This is a genomic window from Fibrobacter sp. UWB3 (assembly GCF_002210405.1).
Classification (GTDB): domain Bacteria; phylum Fibrobacterota; class Fibrobacteria; order Fibrobacterales; family Fibrobacteraceae; genus Fibrobacter.
In genome coordinates, this window is sequence record NZ_MWQJ01000011.1 from 1 (window position 1) to 22,947 (window position 22,947).

Here is a 22,947-nt window from a genome sequence, read left to right on the forward strand (position 1 = left end):
AAAATCATAGAGCGCTCCTTTTGAAGATTTGTTGTCCGATATCGACTTTAATCATTTTTAACGCAGCGGATGTAGTGTTGATTGTTCTTGGGGCTTGTTCCGGAGTAATCTTTGGCGTATCCTACTCCGTCTTTTATATATTTTGTATAATCCGTTGTTATTTCATAGGCGTTTTGGCCATCAAAATCATTGGATGCCCAAAAGATAATTTCGTTATAGAATTCTTGTGGTAAAAAACCGACATTTTCAAATATGCTCATATATGGATTCATGGAGTACTTAGTCATCCATTCGTATAAAGTATCCCACTCCTTGACGCTGGGTATATGCCAATCTTTGGGGCAAATCCCTTGCACCGTTTCGGACAATTCACAGGAACTATCTTTTTCAGGTGTGTAACCGCAAGTTATGCCTTTGCTAGACCAGTAAACGGAATCGATGGCGGCACTCCATGTGTAGAGACGGCCATATATTTCACAATTGTCAAGTGTATCTTCTTCACAGCTGTTTCGGTTTAAAATGCTTGGAAATTTGGTGCTGTCCGCGAAATTGAGGTTTTCGGCCATCCATGTTTGTGTTCCGATATTTATCGTTTTATAAATGGTATTGTCGCGAGGATCGGTCATGGTGCCTTGATTTTTTTCGGGGCTGACATCCCAATAGAAATATGTTGTATCGCCCTCGAACAACGAATCGCACATAAGATAAGATTTTGTTCCTTTCAAAATTTCGAATTTTCCATAGGTGTGGGGTGTGCAGCCTAATCCTACGGCTATTTCGATTTTCTTGGCTTCCCTGAAAGAGCCTCTATCGCAAAGGTATTGCTTTTGAGGATTTTTTATCCCTGAAACTAGCTTCCCTTCTTCGGGACAAGACAATCCCTCCGTATTGATTTCTGTGTCCGATGCGATGTCCCAAAAATAGGTTAGACCACCTGTTTTGTATGTTAAGTATTTCAATTCTGCATGCATTAAATCGAAGTTGTGATTAGAATCGTCACGGCATATATAGAATGTTTTTTTTGTAGTATCGATTGATGTTATTTCAGTTATGCATGTACTATAATAATTTTTTTCATTGAAATGGAGCTCTTCGTCACAATCCATTTTTGTGTTCAAAACGGGTGCTTCTTGAATGGTTCCGGTACGCTTTGGGGTACATACGGCAAAACCTAGATTGCAATCAAATACATTGCCCAATCGCCATTGTCCGTTATCATATACATAACATTGATCGTTGCATTTTTTTTCATGACGAATTTCCCATTCTTTGCCGTCCTTCCATTTGGAAATTGTATAGGTGCATTCGTCTGATTTTTCCCATTTTAGGTTGTTACATTTGTACCATTCTTCAGCGGTTCCTTTTTGGATAACATCCTGATTTTTTTCTGTACATAATCCGACTATGCAATGAATTGGATCACTTTTCTCCCATGAATTGTTCCTATAGACGTAACAAATGGTTGTATCGTTTTTACCGATATAGGTGTCCCCCTCTTTTCCTTTGATGCTGTCCAAATTGTCTGGCCAATAGTATTTGGAGATTTCTTTGTCAGATGCCGCTCTCCATATTCCGGGTCTGCAAATGAATTGTTTCTTGACGAAATCGCTGTTGGAGTTCTTATTGGGGGCAATCTCGTTCTTGCGTTTTTCTATACAGTCCTTAAGCCCGTAAATATTCCACCAGAAACGGTTTATGTATTTGTCGAATGAAGGAATGTCAATGGATGGATATAGGTTTGCAATGTTGTCTTGGATGTCCGAATATCTTGTTTTTTCGAATTGTTCGTAAAAGAAGTCGGCGACGAGGGCCTTTGTTTTTTCGTCGTCCCAGGTTCCGTCCTCTTCAAAATCAGTAGCAATGAGTTCAAGACGTTTGCTGGTATTGTTTTTGGAAATTTCGCATTGCATTAAAATAGATAACGTGAATAATGCTTCACTTTGATTGCCTTTCCCAAGAATGTCTAATTTCCCGGCTTCTTTAAAATTGTCATCCATGCCAAAGAATTTGAGAATTTCTGATTCCGCTTGATTCCTGGCTTCTTCTAGGTGCATCTTTTTTTGCGTTATCAAGTAAATTGTTCGCTTGTAGGCCAGGTGCGTGAGCACATTTACGTTGAACCCTCCGTCATCGAGTATGTTTACGATGGCGTACAAGGTTATTTTGTTCATCGATTGCTTGTTTGTGATAAGGTTGCGGTAATAACCGGACGCTTTCAGGAGCGCATATTGTGATTTTAGTTCTTTTACATCCACAGAATATTCGCCCTGGTCGTTTTCAATTTCGGTTTCATAATTGCGGCCCGTTTGCTCGAATTTTTCGTCGAGTTCATAGACAGCGATGGTAGCTCCTTTTTCAAAGGGGCCTATTTGCACTACGCCCGAAATGGTCTTGTTTGTTATGGTTTCAGAATCGCCAGCGGAATTGCCAGAATCGTCACCGCAGGAAATAATGAAAAATGAAAGGAGGATTGAGAGAATGACTGTGATTTTCATGATTTACCCCTTTCGGAATTTTTGCCTTCTTATAAAATTACTAAAATATTTATGATGAAGAAAGAAAAATTTCCATTTTCAGCATTTGCTGTTGCGATTACCGCGCTTTCTGCAATGGCCTACGCCTACCTTCCGGGTGAATCGCGCTTTGTTTCGCTCGACGGGGCGCACGGTGTTTTCGGGAACCCGGCTGGGCTTTCGGCTCTAGATTCCAAGGGGGCGCTGGCTTCGTACCAGTTTGACGATGGCATTACGGAATTTCGCGTGGGCGGCAATCTGGACCGCATCGGGGCGGGGTTTGAATACCGCTTCAACGATAAGGGAATGGATGAATCCCGCTGGAACTTGACGCATGGCTTTCCGCTTTTTGACCGCAGCGTGTTTTGGGGCGGTCGCGTTACGGCGTTCCGCAGTGCCGATTTCAAGGGGACGGAATGGACTTATTCTCCGGGCATTTTGATTCGCCCGTTCAGCATGCTTTCGCTAGGCTATTCTTGCGATAACTTGCTGTATCTCGGGCCGTCTTCGATGGAGCGCGTGCACAACGCTGGTGCGACACTTCGCTTTGGCGATTTCTTTAGTGCAAGTTACGATGTCGAGGACTGGAAAGAACACCGCCTGCTTCTGGAACTTTCGCTTTACGGGTATCGCTTTGGATTCAAGATGCCGATTTATGGCGATGACAATGAATACTCGCTGACGCTTTCTGCTTCGTTTGGCGGGCATGTCGATGCCTCGCTGAAAATTTATGATGACTTTTTGCCTAAAGGCGGTAGCATCGGCTTCCATACCTCTCGCAACCCGTATGCCTCGCGCTCGGCGCAGATTGTGCGTGTGCCGCTCAATATGGATGTGACCGAAGTCGAAAAGAAAATGCTCTTTTTAGGTCCTTCGTCCATTGGACTCATGAAGGTGCGTAATTTGTTTGAACATCTATTGCTCGATCCGGCGGCAGGGCTTGTGGTGCTTGACTTCTCGGGTTATAGTGGCAACTTGGCGATATCCGAAGAAATCAACCGTTACGTAAAAAAACTCAAGGCGCGTGGCGGCCTCGTGATTGCGTACATGGATGACGTGCGTCCGGCGGTTCTTATGGCGGCTGCCAATGTGGACCGCGTTGTCGTAGAGCCTTCGGCTCATTTTACGTGGCTTGGGCTTGGTGGCGGGATTACGTTCTACAAGGGACTTTTGGATAAATTAGGCGTCAAGGTGGAATTCTTGCGCCATGGTGCGTACAAGTCGGCGGTAGAACCTTATACGGCTGATTCCATGTCGGTAAATGCCCGCGAAAATATTGAAACGCTTTACAAGGATATTTGGGAACTTGTCCGTATGCGCGTTGCCGCTCGAATGAAAAAGGGACCGGTTTCTCTCAATACGGAAAGATTGGATTCGTTGGCTCAAAAGCCCGTAATTACAGCTCTTGGCGCCAAGAAGGCGGGCCTTGCCGATACGCTGCTTTACATTGATCAGGTGCCTGCGTATGCGTTGAAGACGTTCTTTGATCTCGATGCTCCTTATGCGAATTTCAGAACGTGGACTCCGTCGAATACCAAGATTTTTGATGAACGCTGGAATCACCGCACGAAAGTGGCGCTGCTGAATATCAACGGCACGATTGATTCCCGCATGGAAGAAGCTGTGCTGGATAACTTGCGCAGACTGCCCAATTCTGGAGCGAAGGCTTTGCTTTTGCGGATTTCTTCGCCGGGCGGGAGCGCAATTGCGTCCGATAAAATCTGGGGTGCTCTCAAGAATTTGAAGCGCTTTGATATTCCTATTGTGGCAAGCATCGGAAGTTCTGGAACATCGGGTGCATATTACATTGCCTGCGGGGCGGACAAGATAATTGCAGAACCTTTTGCCATCGTGGGTAGCATTGGAATTTATGGCGGTAAGGTCGATGCGTCTGGCTTGATGCAGAAAGTCGGGTTGCGCAATGAACCGGTCAAGACGAATGATTATTCGGATGCACGTTCTTTTGCACGCCCGTGGACGGATACTGAAAAGGCGGCTCTTCAGGAATACATGGATGACTTCTACAATCGCTTTACGGGCGTTGTTTCGCAGGCGACTGGAATTGACCAGGCCGTGGTCGACTCCGTTTATGGCAGCGGCCGTGTAATGGTTGGCTGGAAGGCAAAAGAGGCTGGGCTTGTGCATGGCTTGGGGGGATTTGACGACGCCCTTGACGAAGTCCGCAAGCTTGCCGATATCCCGAAGTCTACTGAAATTGAACTGTTGCAATTGAATACGGAGGATTCTTTTGTGGTGCCGTTTATGAATACGAAATCGTTTGGAGACTTTATCCGTGACATGGAACGCACACAGTTCTGGGCGATAGAACCGATGCTGTTTAATGGACCCTAGCTTTATAAAGTTGATTTGTCATCCTGAGCCCCGGAACAGGTCCGGGGTAAACTCCGCGAAGGATCCAGTTAAGTCTTGAGGATTATATGTTAGAAATTGCATTAACTGTTTTTTGTTGTCTTGCTGCTTCGGCATTTTGCTCTGTGACCGAAGCCTCGTTCTATAGCGTCCCGCCTTCGACGGTGGAAGTCTTGGAACGCCAGAAGAAGTTTACCGCGCGTTATCTGAAACACGTGAAGGATAACATCGACCGCTATATTGCTTCGGTGCTTGTGGTGAATACGGTTGCGAATACGGTGGGCGCGTCCTTGGCGACGGCCTTGGCCGTGAAGCGATTGACTCCTTCGCAGGCGATGCTGCTCCCTGTGGTGCTCACAATTCTCATTTTGCTCTTTGGCGAAATCACTCCCAAGACACTCGGCGTGAAGCAGGCGAAAGTTTGTGCGCCGCTTGTGGCCGTGCCGTTCTACTACATCACGAAAATCCTCAGCTGGACGGGAATCATCTGGCTTTGCCTCACGCTTACCAAGCACTGGACGCACGAGGACAAAGAAAAGAAGGACGTGAGCATCGAGGACATCAACAGCCTCGTGAGTCTCGGGCTTCGCGAAGATGTGATTGACCGCCAGCAGGCGCTTGTCATCAAGAACATCCTTTCGCTCAAGTCGCTCCCAGTGCGCCGCGTGATGACGCCGCGACAGGTTGTGTTTACGCTCTCTGCCGACAGTACGATTGGCGAGACTCTTGACGAGCGCGGCAACTGGCCGTTTTCGCGTGTGCCGCTTTACGATGGTAAAAAGGACAATTGGATTGGGATTGTGCTCCGCCGCGATGCATACAACCAGCTTGCCGAAGGCCACCGCGATGTGAAACTCCGACAGCTCATGCGCCCGATGCAGCTCGTGCCTGATAGCCTCATGACCGACAAGCTTTTGCTGCGATTCCTCAAACAGCGCGGACACATGGTGGGTGTTGTTGACGAATTTGGGGCGATTGCGGGCATCGTGAGTCTCGAAGATGTGCTCGAAGAAATCCTCGGTCGCGAAATCGTCGATGAATTTGATGTGGCTGTAAACCTCCAGGAAACCGCCCGCCGCAAGTCCAAGGCGCTCGCCTCCATGCGCAAGGAGAAAAGTAAGCAGTAAGAAAATCTTTGAATTTGCTATACTAATTAATATAATTCTATCGATTGATAGAATGTTTAACCCGCAAAAATACTACTTTTTTCAAAAATTACACCTTTTTACCCTTGAACCCTTGCAAAAAATCATCTAAATTTACTCTGCTTTTCTCGGGGCGCCTTTGCCCCGGAATTTCACTCACTAGAGGATTTACATGAAGACCATTACGGTAAACCCGAAGACTGTCTCCCGCAAGTGGAAGCTTGTGGATGCAGCTGACAAGCCGATGGGACGCGTTGCAAGCGAAGTTGCTCGTCTCCTCATGGGCAAGCACAAGGCCATCTATTCCCCGAACGTCGACACTGGCGACTTCGTGGTTGTCATCAACGCTGAAAAGGTTGCCGTTTCTGGCAACAAGGCTCTCCAGAAGCAGTATTTCCACCACACTGGCCACATCGCCGGTGAACGTTGGATCAACTTTGCTGACCTCTTGGCAAAGAACCCGACTGCTCCGCTCGAAGCTGCCATTTGGGGCATGCTCCCGCACAGCGCTCTTGGCCACAAGATGATCAAGAAGCTCAAGATTTTTGCAGGTGCCGAACATCCGTTCGCTGCCCAGAAACCCGAAGTCGTAGAACTTTAATTTAGAACGGAGAAAACTATGGCTACAGCAAAGAATAAGAAGATCTACCGCGGCACTGGCCGTCGCAAGAACGCCATCGCCGCTGTGATTCTGAAGCCGGGTTCCGGCAAGCGCACTATCAATGGTCGTGATTTCAAGGAATACTTCCATTCTGAAGTGCAGGACATGATTGCAAATCTTCCGTTCGCCATCCTTGGCAACGCTGAAGAATGGGACGTCGAAGTTACCGCTCGTGGCGGTGGCATCGCTGGCCAGATGGGCGCTGTCCGTCTCGGCATCTCCCGCGCACTCGTTGCTAACGACGCAGAAGTGAAGCCGGCCCTCAAGAAGGAAGGCCTCATGACTCGTGACGCACGTGCCGTTGAACGTAAGAAGTTCGGCCGCAAGAAGGCTCGTAAGCACTTCCAGTTCAGCAAGCGCTAATCTGCGATTTTGCTTTTACGGAAAACCCTGGCATCTGCCAGGGTTTTTCTGTATTAAGTCCTTTAGGTAAGAAGCCGATGCGTAGCAGCGGCTTTAACAACCACCCGCTATGCGGGTGAGATTAGAGCTTAAGCCATTACGAATAGAAGAAAAGGGATGTTCCCAAAATTGATAATGTTTAGTTGTTCAAGCCAACACTATCAAAAGGAAACATCCCAAAATGGCAGAAAGTCTAGCGCATACCAAGTATGTATGCAAGTATCATATCGTTTTTACACCTAAATATCGTCGCAAAATAATCTATTTCCAGTTGCGGACGGATATACGCCAAATTATAAAAGATTTGTGCAAGTGGAAAGGTGTCACAATTATCGAAGGTCATTTAATGAGTGACCATATCCATCTCCTCGTGTCGATTCCGCCTAAATATGCGGTGTCAAGCTTCATGGGTTATTTGAAGGGAAAGTCGTCGATGATGATTTTCGAACGCCATGCAAACCTGAAGTATAAGTTCGGCAACAAGCACTTCTGGGCAACGGGATATTATGTCAGTACAGTGGGGTTAAACTCTGCGACTGTAGAAAAGTATATCCGCGAGCAGGAGAAAGCGGATCAGATAGAGGATAAGCTCACAACGAAAGAATACGATGACCCTTTCAAGGGTGGCCGGTAATCAGTCCACAATGGCTTGAACGAAGAGAAAGCCAGCGTCATTAAGGCGCTGGCAGTAACAGCCCCTTCTAGGGGCAAAGCAAGCCACCCCTCTTAGGGGTGGCTTGTGACTTGCTCCCAATACGTCATCCTGAGCGTAGCGAAGACAACTCAGAAGGCGAGCGTTGCAAAAATGAGTTTGCTCATTTTTATAACCGAGCCGAAGAGTTGGGGCTTCAGCCCAATCCAGTTATTTTTGCAAAAAAAAAAAACGCTCCCGCTTTGCGGGAGCTCGTATGTGGCATAGTCCAAATCGTTAGAAATTATCGTCTCTATCAAACATGTGCGTCACGAATTCCACGACGAGCGTCTCGTAGGCGTCGTCGCTAAAGATCGGCTTCTGCATCAAGTCAATCGCCTCCTGCGAGAGCGTCCCCGTTTTGGCAAGTTCGGCGCCGCCCTTGCGGTACTTGTCGCGGAGCATGTTCAAGCGGCGCGGACCGCCACGGTGGTCAAGCGCGCGCATTTGCGGACAGGCGATAAGCGTGTAGCCCTCGTGACCGAGAATGATGTCGAACTGCTTGCGAACCGGCTCGTAAACCACGTCCAAGTCCATCCAGGCGCAACTCGAAAGCAGAATGATCTTTTGGCCTTCTTTCTGAAACTGCAGCCCGTGTAGCGGGGTGCCCATGGCGTTAGCCCCTTCCTTGAGCTTCTGGCCCATGTACGGATGGACCATGCCCACGATGCGGTCCATCAGGACCTTCATCTGGCCCGGGACACCAAACAGGAACAGCGGAAAACTCCAAATGACAATATCCGAATTGATGAGCTTTTCGCGGATCATCGGAACATCGTCGTCTTTCATGAAACACGAACCGTCTTCGCGCCCCCAGCAGCTGAGACAACCGCGGCACGGCTTGATGTTCATCTTGTCAATGAAAATGTATTCCGTCTCGTAGTCGCCGTTTTGTTCCAGGCCCTCGACAAAAGCCTTCGTCGGGATGAGGGTTCCACTGCGTTCCCTTTTCGGGCTAGCGACCATTACGAGAATTTTCTTTTTTTCTGCCATGCGCGCAAATTTAGAAAAATTGTGGAGAGGATTGTTCCACTACTTGTGTGATTCTGGTTGAATGTTTGGTATGCTACAATAACCTTTCTGATTTAATGTCTTTAAAATTCTCTACTAAAAAGCTAATTTTGGGTATCTAGCAGGGATTAAACATGAATTGGGTTGGTTATAGAGTTTTTTCGTATCTGTTAATTTTTTGCATGGCTATTGCTATTGGCTCTTTGGGCGCCTGTAGCAATAGCGTTTTGGATGCGGAGGTTGATGAACAAACCGATGCAGTGCCGATTCGTGCAGACGAATCGTCGTCCCCAAAAACAATGACAAGTAAATCCTCTTCATCGTCTTCGAAGGAAAAAAGCTCTTCTTCTAAAGAGGGGTATCTGAGTTCGTTTAAGCCTGATGATAAGGAATACCCTTATGCCGGAATTCCCCGTATTGTCATTGAAACGGAAAAACGCCAAGCGATTAAAGACCGCGAAACTGAGATTCCTGCAAAACTCCAAGTATGGGGTGAAGACAACGCTGAAAGTGAAATTTTGGACTTGACGATAAGGGGAAGGGGAAATTCCTCTTGGGATGTAATGCCTAAGAAAAGTTACAAGATTGAGTTTGAAAATAAACAGTCAATGCTTGGTATGCCCAAGGACAAAGACTGGGCGCTTATTGCAAATTATGCTGATAAAACATTGATGCGAAATTATCTTGCGTATCGATTGTCAGCTGCGTTAGATGTGTTTTATGCGCCAAGATGTGAATTCGCAGAGTTATATGTGAATGGAAATTATTTGGGTGTATATCTAGTTACGGAGACTATAAAAAAAGACAAGGATAGGGTTAATATTCCTAAAGAAGATGAATCATTTATAGTGGAATTTGACCAAAAATATAAAGCTGATGAACAAGTTGTATTTTCTGATATTATTAGTAAAAATGGTAAGGGGAAACCTTTTAGAATTCATGATCCCAAGAATGCTTCTGAAAGTGTTTTAGATGCTGTCAAAACACATATTGAAGATTTTGAAACATATTTATTGTCTATTAAGGCTCAGGAAGATAATGGTGTTGATGATTGGATTGATGTCGATGAAAGTGTAAAGCATTATTGGGTTCAAGAGCTTTTAAAAAATCCAGATTCAGGCTTTTATACAAGCGTATATTTTTCATGGATTGTAGGCGAAAAAATAAAAATGGGCCCCGTTTGGGATTTTGATTTGGCTATGGGAAATTCTACAAGTGAAAGTGTAAATACAATTGATAATCTTGTTGTACGGACTTGTTATTGGAATAAGTTTCTCTTTAAAGATTCTTTGTATAGTCAAAGAACTAGCGATTTTTGGAATCAAAAATACGAATTCTTTTTGAGCCTTCTTGATTCTATAGATGTTTATAAGGGAAAATTAGCACTCCCTGCACAGAATAATTTTAAAAAATGGAATATATTAGAGAATACTTCTGATCCATGGCATCCCAAACCGTTTAAAACATATGATGAAGCTGTCGAATGGATCAAAGATTGGCTGATGCGGCGAATAGAATGGATTGACCAAAATAAGTAGCTGCAAAAAAAACTATATTGAATTATAGTATGCAGGAATTACAATATCAAAAATATCTTTGCGATAAATCAAGAAATAAATCAAGCGGACGCTCTGTTTTGTATTTGTGGTGCTATCGTACGATTTGTTCAAAGTCGTTTTTTGCTTTAAAGATTCTTGCTAAGATATGCAATGAAATGTTCAAATTTAGTGGAATGGGCATTGAAACCCCAGATATTGGTGGCGGTCTTAGAATACCTCATTTGAATGGAATTTACATTCACAATAATGCAACACTAGGTGAAAATTGTACAATACTTCAACAAGTGACCATTGGTGCTAATGAACATAAAATTGAATACGGTAAAGCCCCGCAGATTGGAAATCGTGTTTACATTGGTGCTGGTGCAAAAGTCATCGGGAACATTGTAATCGGTGATGATGTTCGTATTGGTGCAAATGCCGTTGTTACGAAAAGTGTTCCTGCTGGTAAGACCGTGGTTGGGTATAACAAGATAATAGAAACTCAATCGGAAAGACAAGGCATAATATAGCTTTTGATGTGAGATTATTTATACAAGTCTTGCAAAACTTGTTCGGTGAATTTTTTTCTTCCTTTTTTATTCAGGAAAAACGAATTAAAAAACAAGTCATCTTTTTGCAAGGATTCATCTTTACTATAATCAAGAAGCAAAATGTCGCGATCTACAGATTTCAAGAATCCGTATATATATGTTTCTTCAAATTTAGGGGTGTAGTATTGAGACAAATGCTTTGTGACTGGTGGAATTACATAAGCAGGCTTATAAGTTCTTTCCGTACAAAAATCTATTATTTCGCGCATTAGTTTGATTCGATATTCGCGACCTTTCTGATTAGCTTCTGTTAGTGGAGCCTCAAAATCTTCAATGGAAAATTGTTTTTTCCATCCATCAATCCAACGCTTTGCATCGGCGTCTAATTGAATGTCGGACATTGGGTTATTGTCCATATTTTCTTTTGAATTTGCGCTAGAGACAATTTGTTCTTTACCTAACCAATGTCTGATAACAGCTTTAATTGCTGGTTTGCCCAATAAAATAGGACACTGGGTGTATAGTTGAGCCTTTTTTATTTCTATAGGCTGAATAGGCTCATGAGCGTCAATTTTTAAATATTTCATAGCGTCTCTAAAGCCAGTCGTTTTGTTTAATCCTGTAAACGGCATTATTGTGATAAGAACAATTCCGCCTTTTCTCAGGATAGAATGATAGTTGCGCAACAGGTTGAAGTCTTCTAAAAGGGTCTGAGGCTGCTGAGCCCAATTCATGGCTTTGATGTTGAATCCGGAATAGTCGAATGCCCATTTACCTCCGCTACTGCCTAGATTGATTAAGTCAAAATTACGTTCTTCATGTTTACGATACCAGTTGTTGTCTGGGTATGTTTCGCCATCGGCGCCTACAAAGAAACCTTTATACCATTCCGTTGCGTAAATGGGTTTGCTGAGTATTTTTAAAGGAATCAATGCAATATGTTTTAATTTGCGAAAAATCTTTCTTATCATATCAAAAGCCTGGGCAGCTAGCCGATTCAAGGTGGTACTTGTAATCTTCATCCATGGAATTAATCAGCGCCATGTCGGTTTCGGTTAATTCAAAATCCCAAATGTTAAAATTTTCCGCAAGGCGTTCTGGCTTTGTAGACTTAAAACAAGGTATGCTCTGGTGCTGGTAATGCCAGCGTAAAATGACTTGACCAATGGTTCTATTGAGTCTCGTTGATATTTCCTTCAAAATGGGGGATTCTTTTATTTTGGGTATCATGCGACACAAAGGAGAATACGCTTGTATTGCAATATTGTGTTGCTTGCAAAAATCTAGGATATCTTGGGCGACACGCATGGGATGATGTTCGAATTGCACACAATGAGGAACGATTTCTACTCCCGATTCAAATAGCTTGTTGAAATGGCGAACATGATAATTAGCCATTCCAATCGAATGAACTCGACCCGACTTGTATATATTTTCCATTTTGTGGTATGTATCAATGTAATAACTGGGATATGGCCAATGCATCATCCAACAATCTACATAATCTGTTTGCAAGTTTTTTAGGGATATTTCGAGTTGTTCCTCTATATTTCCAAGACGCTGTTGGCTATTGCCAATTTTTGTTGTAATGAAAATTTCACTACGGTCAATATTTTGTTCCTTAAGGCATTCTTTTAGAACTTGACCAACGATGTGTTCGTTGCCATAATCACGGGCTGTATCAAATGCTCTAAAACCAATTTTTAAGCCTGCTGATACGACTTTTTTCATTGTTGGATAGTCCATCCAATTGGTGGACATGATGATTGGCGGAAACTCAAGGCCGTTGTGAAATTTTATGTTATGCATTTCTTTTCCAAATTATTTTAACAAGCTTTTCTTTAATAATTAATCGAGTACCTCTAGATAAACCAAGATAAAGTACGCATAAACAAGTTGAAAGTATGCTGGATATTGTAGTGGTGCAAAGCCTTAGCCATCCCTCAGTCATGACTTTTAGTTGAATGTATGGTAGGACTATTGCAAGTAGCGAAACTGCTATAGAGTGAATATGGACATTAAGAAAATATTTCCACATTTTGAATTGAATGTTCTTGTATAATGCTCTTGTCTCTAAATAAGTACACACGACCCCATTAACGGCTTGGACGACGAAACAAGTCCAAACAGGAAACTGCATTTTGTACAACAGGTATGTTGTAGGCAAAAAGGTCAATGCTGAATAAACTCCGCTTGTTAAATTTAACGTTTTTACATTACCTGTTGCGTGAACGCCATTTATTAGAGGGCGTACTAAAATTCTAAACAATGTTATTCCAATAATACATCTCAAAAAGAGTACTGTATATTCAGGAACTTCAACTAACCATATCGATAGAATAAACTTAGCTTCTAAAAAAACGGGAAGAGATAGCATGAACAATAAATAGTATGCGAATTTTCCAGATTCAAAGATCAGTTGAAAAAAACGTTTGTAATCTTCTTGAGCATAGGCTTTTACTATTTGAGGGTTGACTGCCGTCAAAAAATTATTGCTAAATGTTGTCAATGCGTTTTCGACTTGATATGCTACAGTTCTTGCTGCATTTACGGTCACGCCAAAGAACATGTTGATGAGAATGTTTATGCCTTGGCCGTTTCCTGTTGCGCAAAACTGTCCTATAAAATCCCACAATGAGTAAGACAGCATACTTTTGTAAATAGATTTATCTTTGCATATTCCAAGATGACTTTCAGGAAAATGCTTATAGCAATAAAAACAATAAAAAAATTGCAAACCGATGCTCCATGCTGCAAGAATTATTCCGTATGCAATTAAATTGTCTTTAAACGGAATGTAGAGCAACGCAAAAATCAGAGCTAGTTTGAACACTGCTTCGGCAATGCCGACATAAGCATAAATGTTCATTTTTTCATATGCAATAATTAATGCATTATAGGGTACTTGGGTTAAACTAAACATGCACGAAACAATTGACAACTGAAAAATTACATTGGCCGCAAATTCACGTCCTTCAGGAATTTGCATACGATTGTTTAGAAACCATAATCCTATTGATTCTAGAAGTATGAACAATGCTGCTGCCATTGCTACATGCATCGCGAATGCTGCACTAAATGTTTTTTTCAGCTTTGCTGCATCGCCTTTACCTAGTTCAAATGTTAAAAAACGGCTAGTTCCAACTGCAAGCGTATTGTTGATAATGGTGAACATCATTACAATGCTACCGATGGCTCCATATAGACCATAATCGTCTACGCCCAGTGCTTGTAAAATTATTCGTGATGAGAATAGCGTAATCGCCATAATCAACAGCGATCTAAAATACAGGAATATCGTATTTTTTGCAATTCTCTTATTTGCAGATTCTTCTGCCATTGGACTTTATGGTCTCCAATAAATATTTTCCGCAACAACTTTAGCTGGGTTTCCTGCTACAATCGAATGTGCTGGAACATTACTTGTTACAACACTATTCGCGGAAATAACAGCTCCATCACCAATTGTGACACCCTTCATAATTTGAGCGCCGGAGCAAATCCAAACATAGTTTCCAATGATGACAGGAGCTTTATCTTTATAGCCGACCTGAATAATCTTGTGTCCGCCGTTATTATCGCGAATCCAGACGTCGCGACCAATGCGAGTGTGGTCTCCTATCCAAATTTTTTCGGAGCAGACGATTTTTAGCCCCATATTGGTAGCGCCGGGGCCAAATCTCAACAGAGCATTCTTGAAAATTTGAATATCGCTTGTGGTCTTGATGAAGTTGTCGCCGTCAATCTGTAATGTTCCGCCATTTTCGATCAGAAGAGCCGTTTCTTCTTTTGTCTTGAAGTTGCGCTTTTCACCAAATGTGAACGATCCTTTGTTTACCACAATTTTGGCAGTCCCTCTTAAATCGATAGCGCAATGGCTTTTGACCGCAAAAATATTGCCTTTTAAAATGTCTGCTTTGACGTGTTTACTAAGGAAACAATAACGCAAAGTTCTTAATGTGTCAAGCGGAGTTTTTTTGTTGTGGTATAAGAATTTAAGTAAGTTTTTGACTTTAGTTTTGAATGTAGCTTTATACTTATGTTCTGGGAAATACTTGTTTGCAAGTTCGTCAAACGGCATTGAATCCATATCATTGAACAGAGCTTTTCTGTCTATTGGTGGATACTTGATAGGTTCAAGAAGAGCTGCTCGATTACCGGGTAAAATATCGTTTAATGAAAAAACGCGACAAACGAGTTTGCTTTTTATCTTTTCAAAGAACGCTTCACCTTTGGGTGTGTTGAGCATTACCATGGATGTTCCAAGATTCTGTTCTAATTCGGGAGCAATCATTTCAACTCCCCAGAAATCGCCAAGTGTGATGTCTGAATAGCGTGGAATTTCTTTGAATTTGCAATCATAGCATGATGGGCGTTCAAACATGTTCCAATGATAGCCGCGACGGTAATGGTCGTCATGGCCTTCACCGTAATATTCCTTGCCGTTGTCAAAGACGACTTTGCGAGCTAGGCTATGCCAGCCATGTTCTTTATTCTTTGCCTTGACATAGACTATTTTACCGCCATATTGTTTTTCTAGCATATCCATGTATTTACGATATGCCTTAGGCGAATTCGTTGCACGGCAAAGGAAATCAACAATAATCAGATTGTCGTAATCTTTTCCAAGATAGGTGCGCAATGCTCCCATTTGGCAGGGAGAACCGCAAGCTAAAACTTTTTCTCCTGCAACAAGATGTTCCTTTATTTCTTTATAGAGGCCTATTGCAGAACTTTGAACATATTTGCTGCTGCGTAAACGGGCCAGGTCGCTTTTGTCGTTTGAAATGAAGTTGCAAACTGTAAGGTCTGGATTTTGTATTGCACCACTTACATATCCGCCATCTTTGTACATTGCGTTGGCTAGTGCCGAAAAAATCCCACCTGAGGTGCTGTCAAAACGGATGGCAATATTCTTGTGATATCCGCCAATGACTTTAGGCGGATTCAGTTTTTCTGCGGATTTGACTTTGTCCATGTTCTGGAGCGGGCAAACTTTGTTGCACATGCCGCAGTTTACGCACTTTTCCAAATCGACTTTCGGATACCAGAAACCTTCTTCATCTTGTGGGAATGAAATTGCCCCCTTGGGACAAATATCGCCACAAGCGTTACAACCACAACATTGTTCTTTGTTTGTAATCTGAATCATTTAAGCAATCCACGTTGAACTTTCCCGCTAGAAGTTTTGGGAATTTCGTTTACCCACTCATAAACGGCTGGAATCTTATAACCTTCTAATTTCCCTGACAAAGCTGAAGATATTTCTTCAAATGTTGGACGCTCTGCGTTCGGCTCTGCCACCAGACATGCCTTCACGACCTCGCCAAGAACTTCTCCAGGATCTGGAATTGCGATACAGGCTGATTCTGCAATTCCTGGAATCAATACAAGCTGGTCTTCAACCTCAATAGGACTTACTTTTTTTCCACCAACGTTGATAAGTTCTTTCTTGCGACTTTTCAAGAATATGTAACCGTCTGAGTTTTTTGCCCCCCAGTCGCCAGTTCTAAAGTAATTTCCAAAGAAAACATCGTTATTTGGATGATTGAGATAGCCCTGCGTTACATGCTCACCTTTAACGCAAATCTCACCTTCTTCTCCTAATGGCAGCATATTGCCTGATTCGTCAAAGACTTGAATATCCGTGTTTGGAGAGGCCTTGCCAACACTGTTTAAAGCGTTTGCATCTTCGTGAAATTCCATAAATGCGGAACGAGAAGCCTCGGTAAGACCATAGTGCATGGTTACGCGGGTGTTTGGTAAAAGCGAAGCTAGTTCTTTTTTGTCACTTTCGGAAAAATAGGCACTGCCCATTTCTATGTACTTGAGTTGGAACGCATAATTGCCTAGCTGGTTGCCACTCATCTTCTGCAGAAATTTCCAGCTTGAAGGCACCATTGTAAAACCTGTTACGCCATCTTCTTCAAAGCTTTTGTAAATACGTTTGACGTTCACAAAACTTCCGAGCAAAATCAATGTTTGCCCATTGGACAAACAACAACGAACGCGTCCGAGTCCAAAGGAATGACTGATGGGAAGTGCTAGCAACTCAACATCATCGGTTTTATTGCGAATGAAATCATTGATATTTCGAGCTGCTGCCGCTTCGTTTTTAAACGTCAGGGGAACTCCTTTGGGTGTTCCCGTTGTACCTGTCGTAAAAAGAATGTCAGCCACAGAGTTCATATCGGGGAAAGCAACCTCCGATTGAAGTCCGCTTTCTTGGAAGGAAAAATCCTTGAGAGATTTATTTACCCAAGATCCTCGAATTTTATCAAAACCGATGACAACAAAAGGATTTAGTGTTTGGGCAATAAAATCAAAGCGGGTCGGATTTGTTTCTGGATCAATGGGGGCTACTTTAAGTCCTGCCAAATGTGCTCCGAAATAAGCGTATGCAAATTCAACCTGTTTTCCTGCAGCCAAGATAACGCATGAGCCATTTTGATAATTTGGCATGCCCTCAAAATATTTTTTTGCATCGAGGCAATGATTTACCAATTCACCATACGATACTGTTGTTTTACCGCTTTTTAAAGCGATTTTTTGAGGATTTTGCTTGGCAAACTCAAATATGGACTGCTCAACCGAAATCATTTTGAGGCGAGTTTTTGGGTGAGGGTGACAAGATCGGAAATATCTTCTAAATCCATGATGTCGGACTGACTGAACTTAATGGAAAACTCTTTTTCAAGGTTTGCAATGATATTCAAGTGATTCATTGAAGTCCATTCTGGCATATCACCAATGCCACAATCGAGTTCTATAGAGGACGGTTCAACTTCAAGAACTTTAGCAATGACGTTAATAATCTGTTCTTCCATAATGATGAGTCCTGTTTCTTAATAGTCTAAAAAAGAATCTATATAAGAAAGATAGCTAATAAAAAAGGACTCTATTTCTCCAATACTTTTTTTAGCCATTTTAACGAGAATTCGCGCATTTCGTCTAGCCTGCCAGATTCATATATTTTGAGCAAGGACTCGAATCGAGCGGAACCTCGGCTTTTGTTATATAAACATTTGAATTTTTTGCCAAAGATTATAGAAAAAACGGTTCCATGGAACGAGTCTGTGACTACATAAGACGCATCACGGAACATAGATAACCACTCTGGGACGCTTAACGAGGCTTTTGAATCTGCCTCGAAAAATTTTAGTGTTAGATTGCTTTCTTTTGCAATGGATTCACATTCTTTGTATGTTGCTTCGTTTTTGTCTAAAACGTAAGCGGCAAGAAATTTTTCTTTTGTGATAGGAACGTTTTTACATAATTCGCAATAGGTTTCTTTGCTGAGCAATAGTGTGGGATCCAATACGGTTGTTGCTTCAATTCCAAGGTACTTGTTGCAAAGTGCTTTGCCTGATTCTTCACGAACGCTTATAGCGTCAAATTTTTTTGCAAGCATAGCGCATTTTTTTGTTTGCCATGCCGTGAATTCCCATTCATCAACCCCGAAAGATGCTGCATAAGCAATTCGCTTTAGGTTGCTTTGGTCCTTACAAAAGTCTAGGAATGTATTTTCTATTCGATAATTGTATTTGGGGCGCCAAACTTGATCTGAACCGACGATGATTGTGTCAATTTCGTTTTGCTTAAGAATTTCAGTATTGTATGTGAAATAAGTCTTAGTTTTATTTATATGTAATGAGACGAATTTTTCATTTTGCGGATTTCGTGTTCCTACATGGGTGTATTTTATAAATTTTCTACGTTTCCCAATGCACAGAAGGAGTATGGTCTTTATCCAGGATTTTATATATCTCCAAAGAGGAGGAATGGGCGTCTTCATATAGTCAATGGTTGTAACGTCATGCCCCATCTGCAACAAAGCTTTTTGTAAAGCAAGGTTTTGCAACAGGCCTCCATAGTTGTCTTGTAACGGTAGTGTTAGAATTCCTATTTTCATATAGTCGAAATCTTATTTTTAAAATTTTCTTTTATTGCATTCAGATGTCTTGCTAATCTAAGCGAAACATGTATTGCCAAATACATAAAAAATTCAAAATGGCCAATTTCTTTAATTTTGAATTTGTAACAACTGTTGATTTCGGGGTAGAGGCTGCGAAATTCTTTGGTGTTTATTTCCTTTACGAAAAAGGCGGTCCTCTTTGCATCTTTTTTTAAGTTTATGATTTCGTTCTTTACTATGGAATCTGTTTTTTGTTCTAACCAATTAATGACGGTCTTTTGGGATTCTAGTTTTTTCCTTGACCATGAACGAACTGCGCTATTACTGTTTGTTGATTCATCGTAGTGATAGAATGCTTTCGGTAAGTATGTAATCTTTATTGGTTGTTCTGCAAGTTTTAGAATCACAAATTGATCTTCCCACATAACCAAGTCTTGAGAAAAAGATATGTTGTATTTGGAAAAACATGATTTTCGTACTAGCTTGTTCCAGCAACTGCCATGTAGCCGATATATCATATCGTAAAAGTAGGATTTTGCTCCATCCATGCTGGGGATTTGCTTCATATAAGAGGTCTTTCCGTTGCATTCTTGAAGGTAATCGCATACAACCATGTCGGAATTATTTGCTTTCGCCTCGTTATACAAGTTTTCTAACATGTCTTTTTCAACCCAATCATCTGGGTCTACATGTATTATATATTCTCCAATTGCATGATCTAAACCAACTTGTCTTGCTGAACTGACTCCACCGTTTTTTTTATGAATTACTCGAAAACGAGAATCTTGAGCTGCATATTCATCGCAAATGATTCCTGATAGATCTTTGCTGCCGTCGTCAATCAGCAAAACTTCAAAATCCGAAAATGTCTGATTTTGAAGACTGTTCAAACATTTACGAATAAATCTTTCGACTTGATAAACTGCGACGATGACGCTAATCTTAATCATAATGTGGCTTGTTTGTTTTAAATGGCAGGTTGTTTTGCAAAGTCACGCAACGAAATACCTTCATATCCAAGGCGTGATGAGTATTTGAATATATTGTCGATGATTTGATAAAGTAATTTTATTGATTCTTCGTCTTTAAAATTAGGACTACCGGCAGGCATCAATTCCGAAGAATGAATCATAAACATCAAATACTGATTTTCTTTTGAAATAATGTCAATCAATTTTATCAAAGGCTTTTGCAACAAGGATGCATCTGGTCTTAGCCACTGGTTTCTTCCAAATACAAAACGCTTGAGTTCTCTGCAAAGGGAATAGAGTGTATAAGGTTTTTCCCATACGAACATATGTTTTTTTCGTATGGTCATTGGGACTTCTAAAATGTCTTTGTAAATGTAGTAAGGCTTTTCGGGACATTTCGAATAGTCACTACCGGGAATACCTGTTGCGCCGACATCTTTTGTCCAATTGATATGGGGAGTCACGGAACAGTCTACTTTATATCCGTATTTGTGAAGTATTTCAAAGTATTTTTGGTTTGTTGTCCAACGTCCGCTACGGTGTGTTGTTGGGCTTTTCCCAAATTTTTTTTCTATAAGTTCTGTCATCGTTGCGACTTTTTTATCCATGATGTCTACAGGATATTCGATTAAATAGTCGCGTTCTCGATGTGTTTTTTTTAGGGAATAATCTGGAGGGGTGTTCCACGCATGCAAATGCATGCCGATTTCACACAAACGATCATCTTGTTTTTCTTTCATGTAGTGGCAAAAGAAATCATCATTTGCCATTTCGTAATTGGTTAGCCATGTAGGCTTGAATTTGTAACGCTCACATAGCTCCTGAAAACGGGGCAAAAATTTTGCATTTTCTGTTGAAATGGGGTTGTCGTAATCCCATTGGTTGTCTGATTCTGTGTCTATTGTAATTAAAAACTTTTTCATTGCTGTATCATATTTGTGTTATTTGAAACGGCTTGTTGATAAATATATTCTAGCTTTTTTATGACAATGTTCATGTCCCAGTTCTCAATTCCATTGTATTTTATTGAATCGACTTTGAAATTTTGCAATTGTTCGGCCCATTCTTTGTCCGTTGCGTTTGGGGACATTCGATGAACAAGGTTGGATACAATTGCGGCTTCAGGAATTGCGGACGATATGACGCATGGAATTCCCATTTTTTGAGCTTCGATAAGGACGATTCCTAAGCCCTCTGATGTTGAAGGGAAAATAAAAATGTCCATGGATTGCATGATTCTTGGAATATCTGTTCTTGAATTAAGAATGGTAACTGATTGCGTTAGTCCCAAAGAATTGATTTTGCTGATTATAGAATCTTTGAGTTCTCCTGAACCGACTAGGAGTAAGTGTGTGTTTGTGTTATTCTTATGGAGTTCGCTGAATGAGTTAATGATTGTAGAATGATTTTTTTCTTTAATAAAACGTCCTACATGACCAATTAAAAAACATTTTTCGGGAATATTAAGAGATTTTCTTATTTCTTCGCGTGTTTCTTGGATCTTAAATCGATTGAAATTAATACCATTGTTTAGCGTAATTGTATTTTGCACCGAAAAACGATGATTTAACTCACTTTGCATTTTGTCATGTAAGGCAATTAATGTCATGTGGTGCTTTTGAATGAGTGAGGAACATGCTTTGCGTTCTTTCTGTGAATTAGGATTGCTGGAATCCCAATATCTAGCGGGTTCTCCATGTACGGTATAAAAAAGTTTGGTTGAATAGGGCGTGTTTGCGAACATCAAGTATCTTAATATTGATAGGTGCGCATGAATGATGTCTGGTTGTATTTGGTTTAGTATTTTTTTTACCTTTAGATGATAAAGTCCGCACTCTTTGGCAATTTTGTTTGCTAATCGACCTGAAAATTTTTTTGTTGACCCAAAGAAATCACTAACAAATATAATTTTAATCCCTGCAGTGGTAAGTAATGTTTCGTATGGAGAATCTGTTCTTCTTATACACAAAATTGTGATGTCAAATTTTGTTTTGTCTAATAAAAGGGCATAATCCTTAACCAAGGTTTCTGCACCACCTTGATAAAGAGTTTCTATGAAGTGAACTACTTTAGTCATGTCTTTTTTGATTAATTGCTAATTAACTGATTTAAGAATTTATTCCACTTTTCAAATATCAAATCTGGATTAAATTGAAGCAACTTTTCTTTGCCTTTAGTGATGAAGTTCGTTGCTCTTTCCTCGTTATCGACGATTGCATCCATTTTGGCCGCAATGGCTTGGGCATCCCCTGTTGGGGTTATATAACCATTTTCACCATCATTGATAAGTACTCGAGCACCACCGGGACTGCAATCTGTCGATACGACAGGAACGCCCATAGCAAAAGCTTCCATTATGACATTCGGAATACCTTCATAGTCCGATGTTAGCACGAGCATTTTTGCGCTGCCAATTTTTTTTGATGCCCCTACAACATCTCCAAGAAAATTGACATTTTTTTCTATTTGTAAGTTTTGGGCTAAATGGCGAATTTTATTAAAATCTAGACCGTCGCCATAAAAAGTTAAGATATAGTCGGGATGCTTTTGCAAAAAAATTTTGAATGCATTTAACATGACATCCTGACGTTTTTGAACAATCATCATTCTTGCAATATGTACAATCTCGTTTTTTCGCTTCTGGAAAGGGATGCTTTCTTGGTCCCCTATTTGAGGATCAAAAGGGTTGTGGATTACGACGCTTCGAGATGTTAAGCGCTTGTAATATTTTTGTACAGCCTCTGTTTGGAAAACTCCAGCGCTTGAAAAGTTGCAGAAAAATGCCGAAATTTTTAAAAGTAAAGAAGTTTCTGTGTAGGGATCGCTTCGTTCACTGAAAACCGTTTTTATAGGTAAACCTAAAGCCGCTAATACTGTGAAACACCCTGCATTGCATCTCCAAGATATTGCAATGTTGGGCTTTATCATTTTCATTTGATCCCGAATGTGCGGTACTGCCCAAAGGTATTCCTTTAATTTAGAATCAGGGATTGGGGATTGGGCAATGTATTTTACGCAGGGATTTAGGATATGTTTGTTTTCTCCACCGAAGTATGAATAAATATAAACTTCGTGCCCTTTTTCTGATAATGCATTTGCGGTAAGTGCAAGTTGTTTTCCTGCACCACCAATTACCATATCTCGAATGACAAAAAGAATTTTCATTTTTAGAATGC

Annotated in this window: 20 protein-coding genes; 7 read left to right on the top strand and 13 right to left on the bottom strand. The window is 41.4% G+C overall.

What is annotated here, in order from left to right; translation table 11 throughout:
• Window positions 1–47: 47 nt before the first annotated feature.
• Window positions 48–2,495, bottom strand: coding sequence for an FISUMP domain-containing protein (locus tag B7991_RS11860; RefSeq protein ID WP_088631019.1), 2,448 nt, complete (start codon window positions 2,493–2,495; stop codon window positions 48–50).
• A gap of 51 nt (window positions 2,496–2,546) precedes the next feature.
• Between B7991_RS11860 and sppA the strand changes: the two genes are divergently transcribed.
• The 5 genes from sppA (at window position 2,547) to tnpA (ending at window position 7,725) form a co-directional block, all read left to right on the top strand.
• Window positions 2,547–4,865 (top strand): signal peptide peptidase SppA, encoded by a 2,319-nt coding sequence (sppA, locus tag B7991_RS11865; RefSeq protein WP_254917963.1) that lies wholly within the window; start codon window positions 2,547–2,549, stop codon window positions 4,863–4,865.
• Between the two features lie 86 nt (window positions 4,866–4,951).
• The gene (locus B7991_RS11870; protein WP_088631020.1) at window positions 4,952–6,010 is read left to right on the top strand and encodes a hemolysin family protein; all 1,059 of its coding nucleotides are present in this window, start codon (window positions 4,952–4,954) and stop codon (window positions 6,008–6,010) included.
• A 190-nt stretch (window positions 6,011–6,200) separates the two neighbouring features.
• Entirely contained in the window at window positions 6,201–6,629 is a 429-nt protein-coding gene (gene rplM / locus B7991_RS11875; protein WP_014545714.1) for a 50S ribosomal protein L13, read from the top strand.
• 18 nt (window positions 6,630–6,647) lie between these two features.
• Window positions 6,648–7,052: a 30S ribosomal protein S9 gene (gene rpsI / locus B7991_RS11880; RefSeq protein WP_014545713.1), complete on the top strand. Its 405-nt coding sequence runs from the start codon at window positions 6,648–6,650 to the stop codon at window positions 7,050–7,052.
• Between the two features lie 220 nt (window positions 7,053–7,272).
• Entirely contained in the window at window positions 7,273–7,725 is a 453-nt protein-coding gene (gene tnpA / locus B7991_RS11885) for an IS200/IS605 family transposase (protein ID WP_088629096.1), read from the top strand.
• Between the two features lie 294 nt (window positions 7,726–8,019).
• Here the strand turns inward: tnpA and B7991_RS11890 are convergent, their stop codons facing one another.
• Entirely contained in the window at window positions 8,020–8,775 is a 756-nt protein-coding gene (locus tag B7991_RS11890) for a flavodoxin family protein (RefSeq protein WP_088631021.1), read from the bottom strand.
• 152 nt (window positions 8,776–8,927) lie between these two features.
• Between B7991_RS11890 and B7991_RS11895 the strand changes: the two genes are divergently transcribed.
• Together B7991_RS11895 and B7991_RS11900 are read left to right on the top strand one after the other, a co-directional pair.
• Window positions 8,928–10,331, top strand: coding sequence for a CotH kinase family protein (locus tag B7991_RS11895; RefSeq protein ID WP_088631022.1), 1,404 nt, complete (start codon window positions 8,928–8,930; stop codon window positions 10,329–10,331).
• Between the two features lie 29 nt (window positions 10,332–10,360).
• Window positions 10,361–10,864 (top strand): serine acetyltransferase, encoded by a 504-nt coding sequence (locus B7991_RS11900; protein ID WP_176421820.1) that lies wholly within the window; start codon window positions 10,361–10,363, stop codon window positions 10,862–10,864.
• Between the two features lie 14 nt (window positions 10,865–10,878).
• Here the strand turns inward: B7991_RS11900 and B7991_RS11905 are convergent, their stop codons facing one another.
• From B7991_RS11905 to B7991_RS11955, 11 genes are all read right to left on the bottom strand, one after another.
• Window positions 10,879–11,856 (bottom strand): hypothetical protein, encoded by a 978-nt coding sequence (locus B7991_RS11905; RefSeq protein ID WP_141099876.1) that lies wholly within the window; start codon window positions 11,854–11,856, stop codon window positions 10,879–10,881.
• A 1-nt stretch (window position 11,857) separates the two neighbouring features.
• Window positions 11,858–12,694 (bottom strand): aldo/keto reductase, encoded by an 837-nt coding sequence (locus tag B7991_RS11910; RefSeq protein ID WP_088631025.1) that lies wholly within the window; start codon window positions 12,692–12,694, stop codon window positions 11,858–11,860.
• Entirely contained in the window at window positions 12,687–14,225 is a 1,539-nt protein-coding gene (locus tag B7991_RS11915) for a hypothetical protein (RefSeq protein ID WP_088631026.1), read from the bottom strand. The genes B7991_RS11910 and B7991_RS11915 overlap by 8 nt, the downstream gene beginning before the upstream one ends.
• Before the next feature lie 6 nt (window positions 14,226–14,231).
• Window positions 14,232–16,037, bottom strand: coding sequence for a Coenzyme F420 hydrogenase/dehydrogenase, beta subunit C-terminal domain (locus B7991_RS11920; protein ID WP_088631027.1), 1,806 nt, complete (start codon window positions 16,035–16,037; stop codon window positions 14,232–14,234).
• Window positions 16,034–17,485: a class I adenylate-forming enzyme family protein gene (locus B7991_RS11925; protein ID WP_088631028.1), complete on the bottom strand. Its 1,452-nt coding sequence runs from the start codon at window positions 17,483–17,485 to the stop codon at window positions 16,034–16,036. Before B7991_RS11925 ends, B7991_RS11920 begins: the two co-directional genes overlap by 4 nt.
• Entirely contained in the window at window positions 17,482–17,712 is a 231-nt protein-coding gene (locus B7991_RS11930) for an acyl carrier protein (protein ID WP_088631029.1), read from the bottom strand. The genes B7991_RS11925 and B7991_RS11930 overlap by 4 nt, the downstream gene beginning before the upstream one ends.
• Window positions 17,713–17,783: 71 nt before the next feature.
• Window positions 17,784–18,797 (bottom strand): polysaccharide pyruvyl transferase family protein, encoded by a 1,014-nt coding sequence (locus B7991_RS11935; protein ID WP_088631030.1) that lies wholly within the window; start codon window positions 18,795–18,797, stop codon window positions 17,784–17,786.
• Complete coding sequence (locus B7991_RS11940; protein ID WP_088631031.1) at window positions 18,794–19,750, bottom strand: glycosyltransferase family 2 protein; 957 nt, start codon at window positions 19,748–19,750, stop codon at window positions 18,794–18,796. The genes B7991_RS11935 and B7991_RS11940 overlap by 4 nt, the downstream gene beginning before the upstream one ends.
• Before the next feature lie 17 nt (window positions 19,751–19,767).
• Window positions 19,768–20,694, bottom strand: a complete 927-nt coding sequence (locus B7991_RS11945) for a deacetylase (protein WP_088631032.1) — start codon at window positions 20,692–20,694, stop codon at window positions 19,768–19,770.
• Window positions 20,691–21,848, bottom strand: coding sequence for a glycosyltransferase (locus B7991_RS11950; protein ID WP_088631033.1), 1,158 nt, complete (start codon window positions 21,846–21,848; stop codon window positions 20,691–20,693). The genes B7991_RS11945 and B7991_RS11950 overlap by 4 nt, the downstream gene beginning before the upstream one ends.
• 11 nt (window positions 21,849–21,859) lie before the next feature.
• Entirely contained in the window at window positions 21,860–22,936 is a 1,077-nt protein-coding gene (locus tag B7991_RS11955) for a glycosyltransferase (protein ID WP_088631034.1), read from the bottom strand.
• Window positions 22,937–22,947 lie beyond the last annotated feature (11 nt).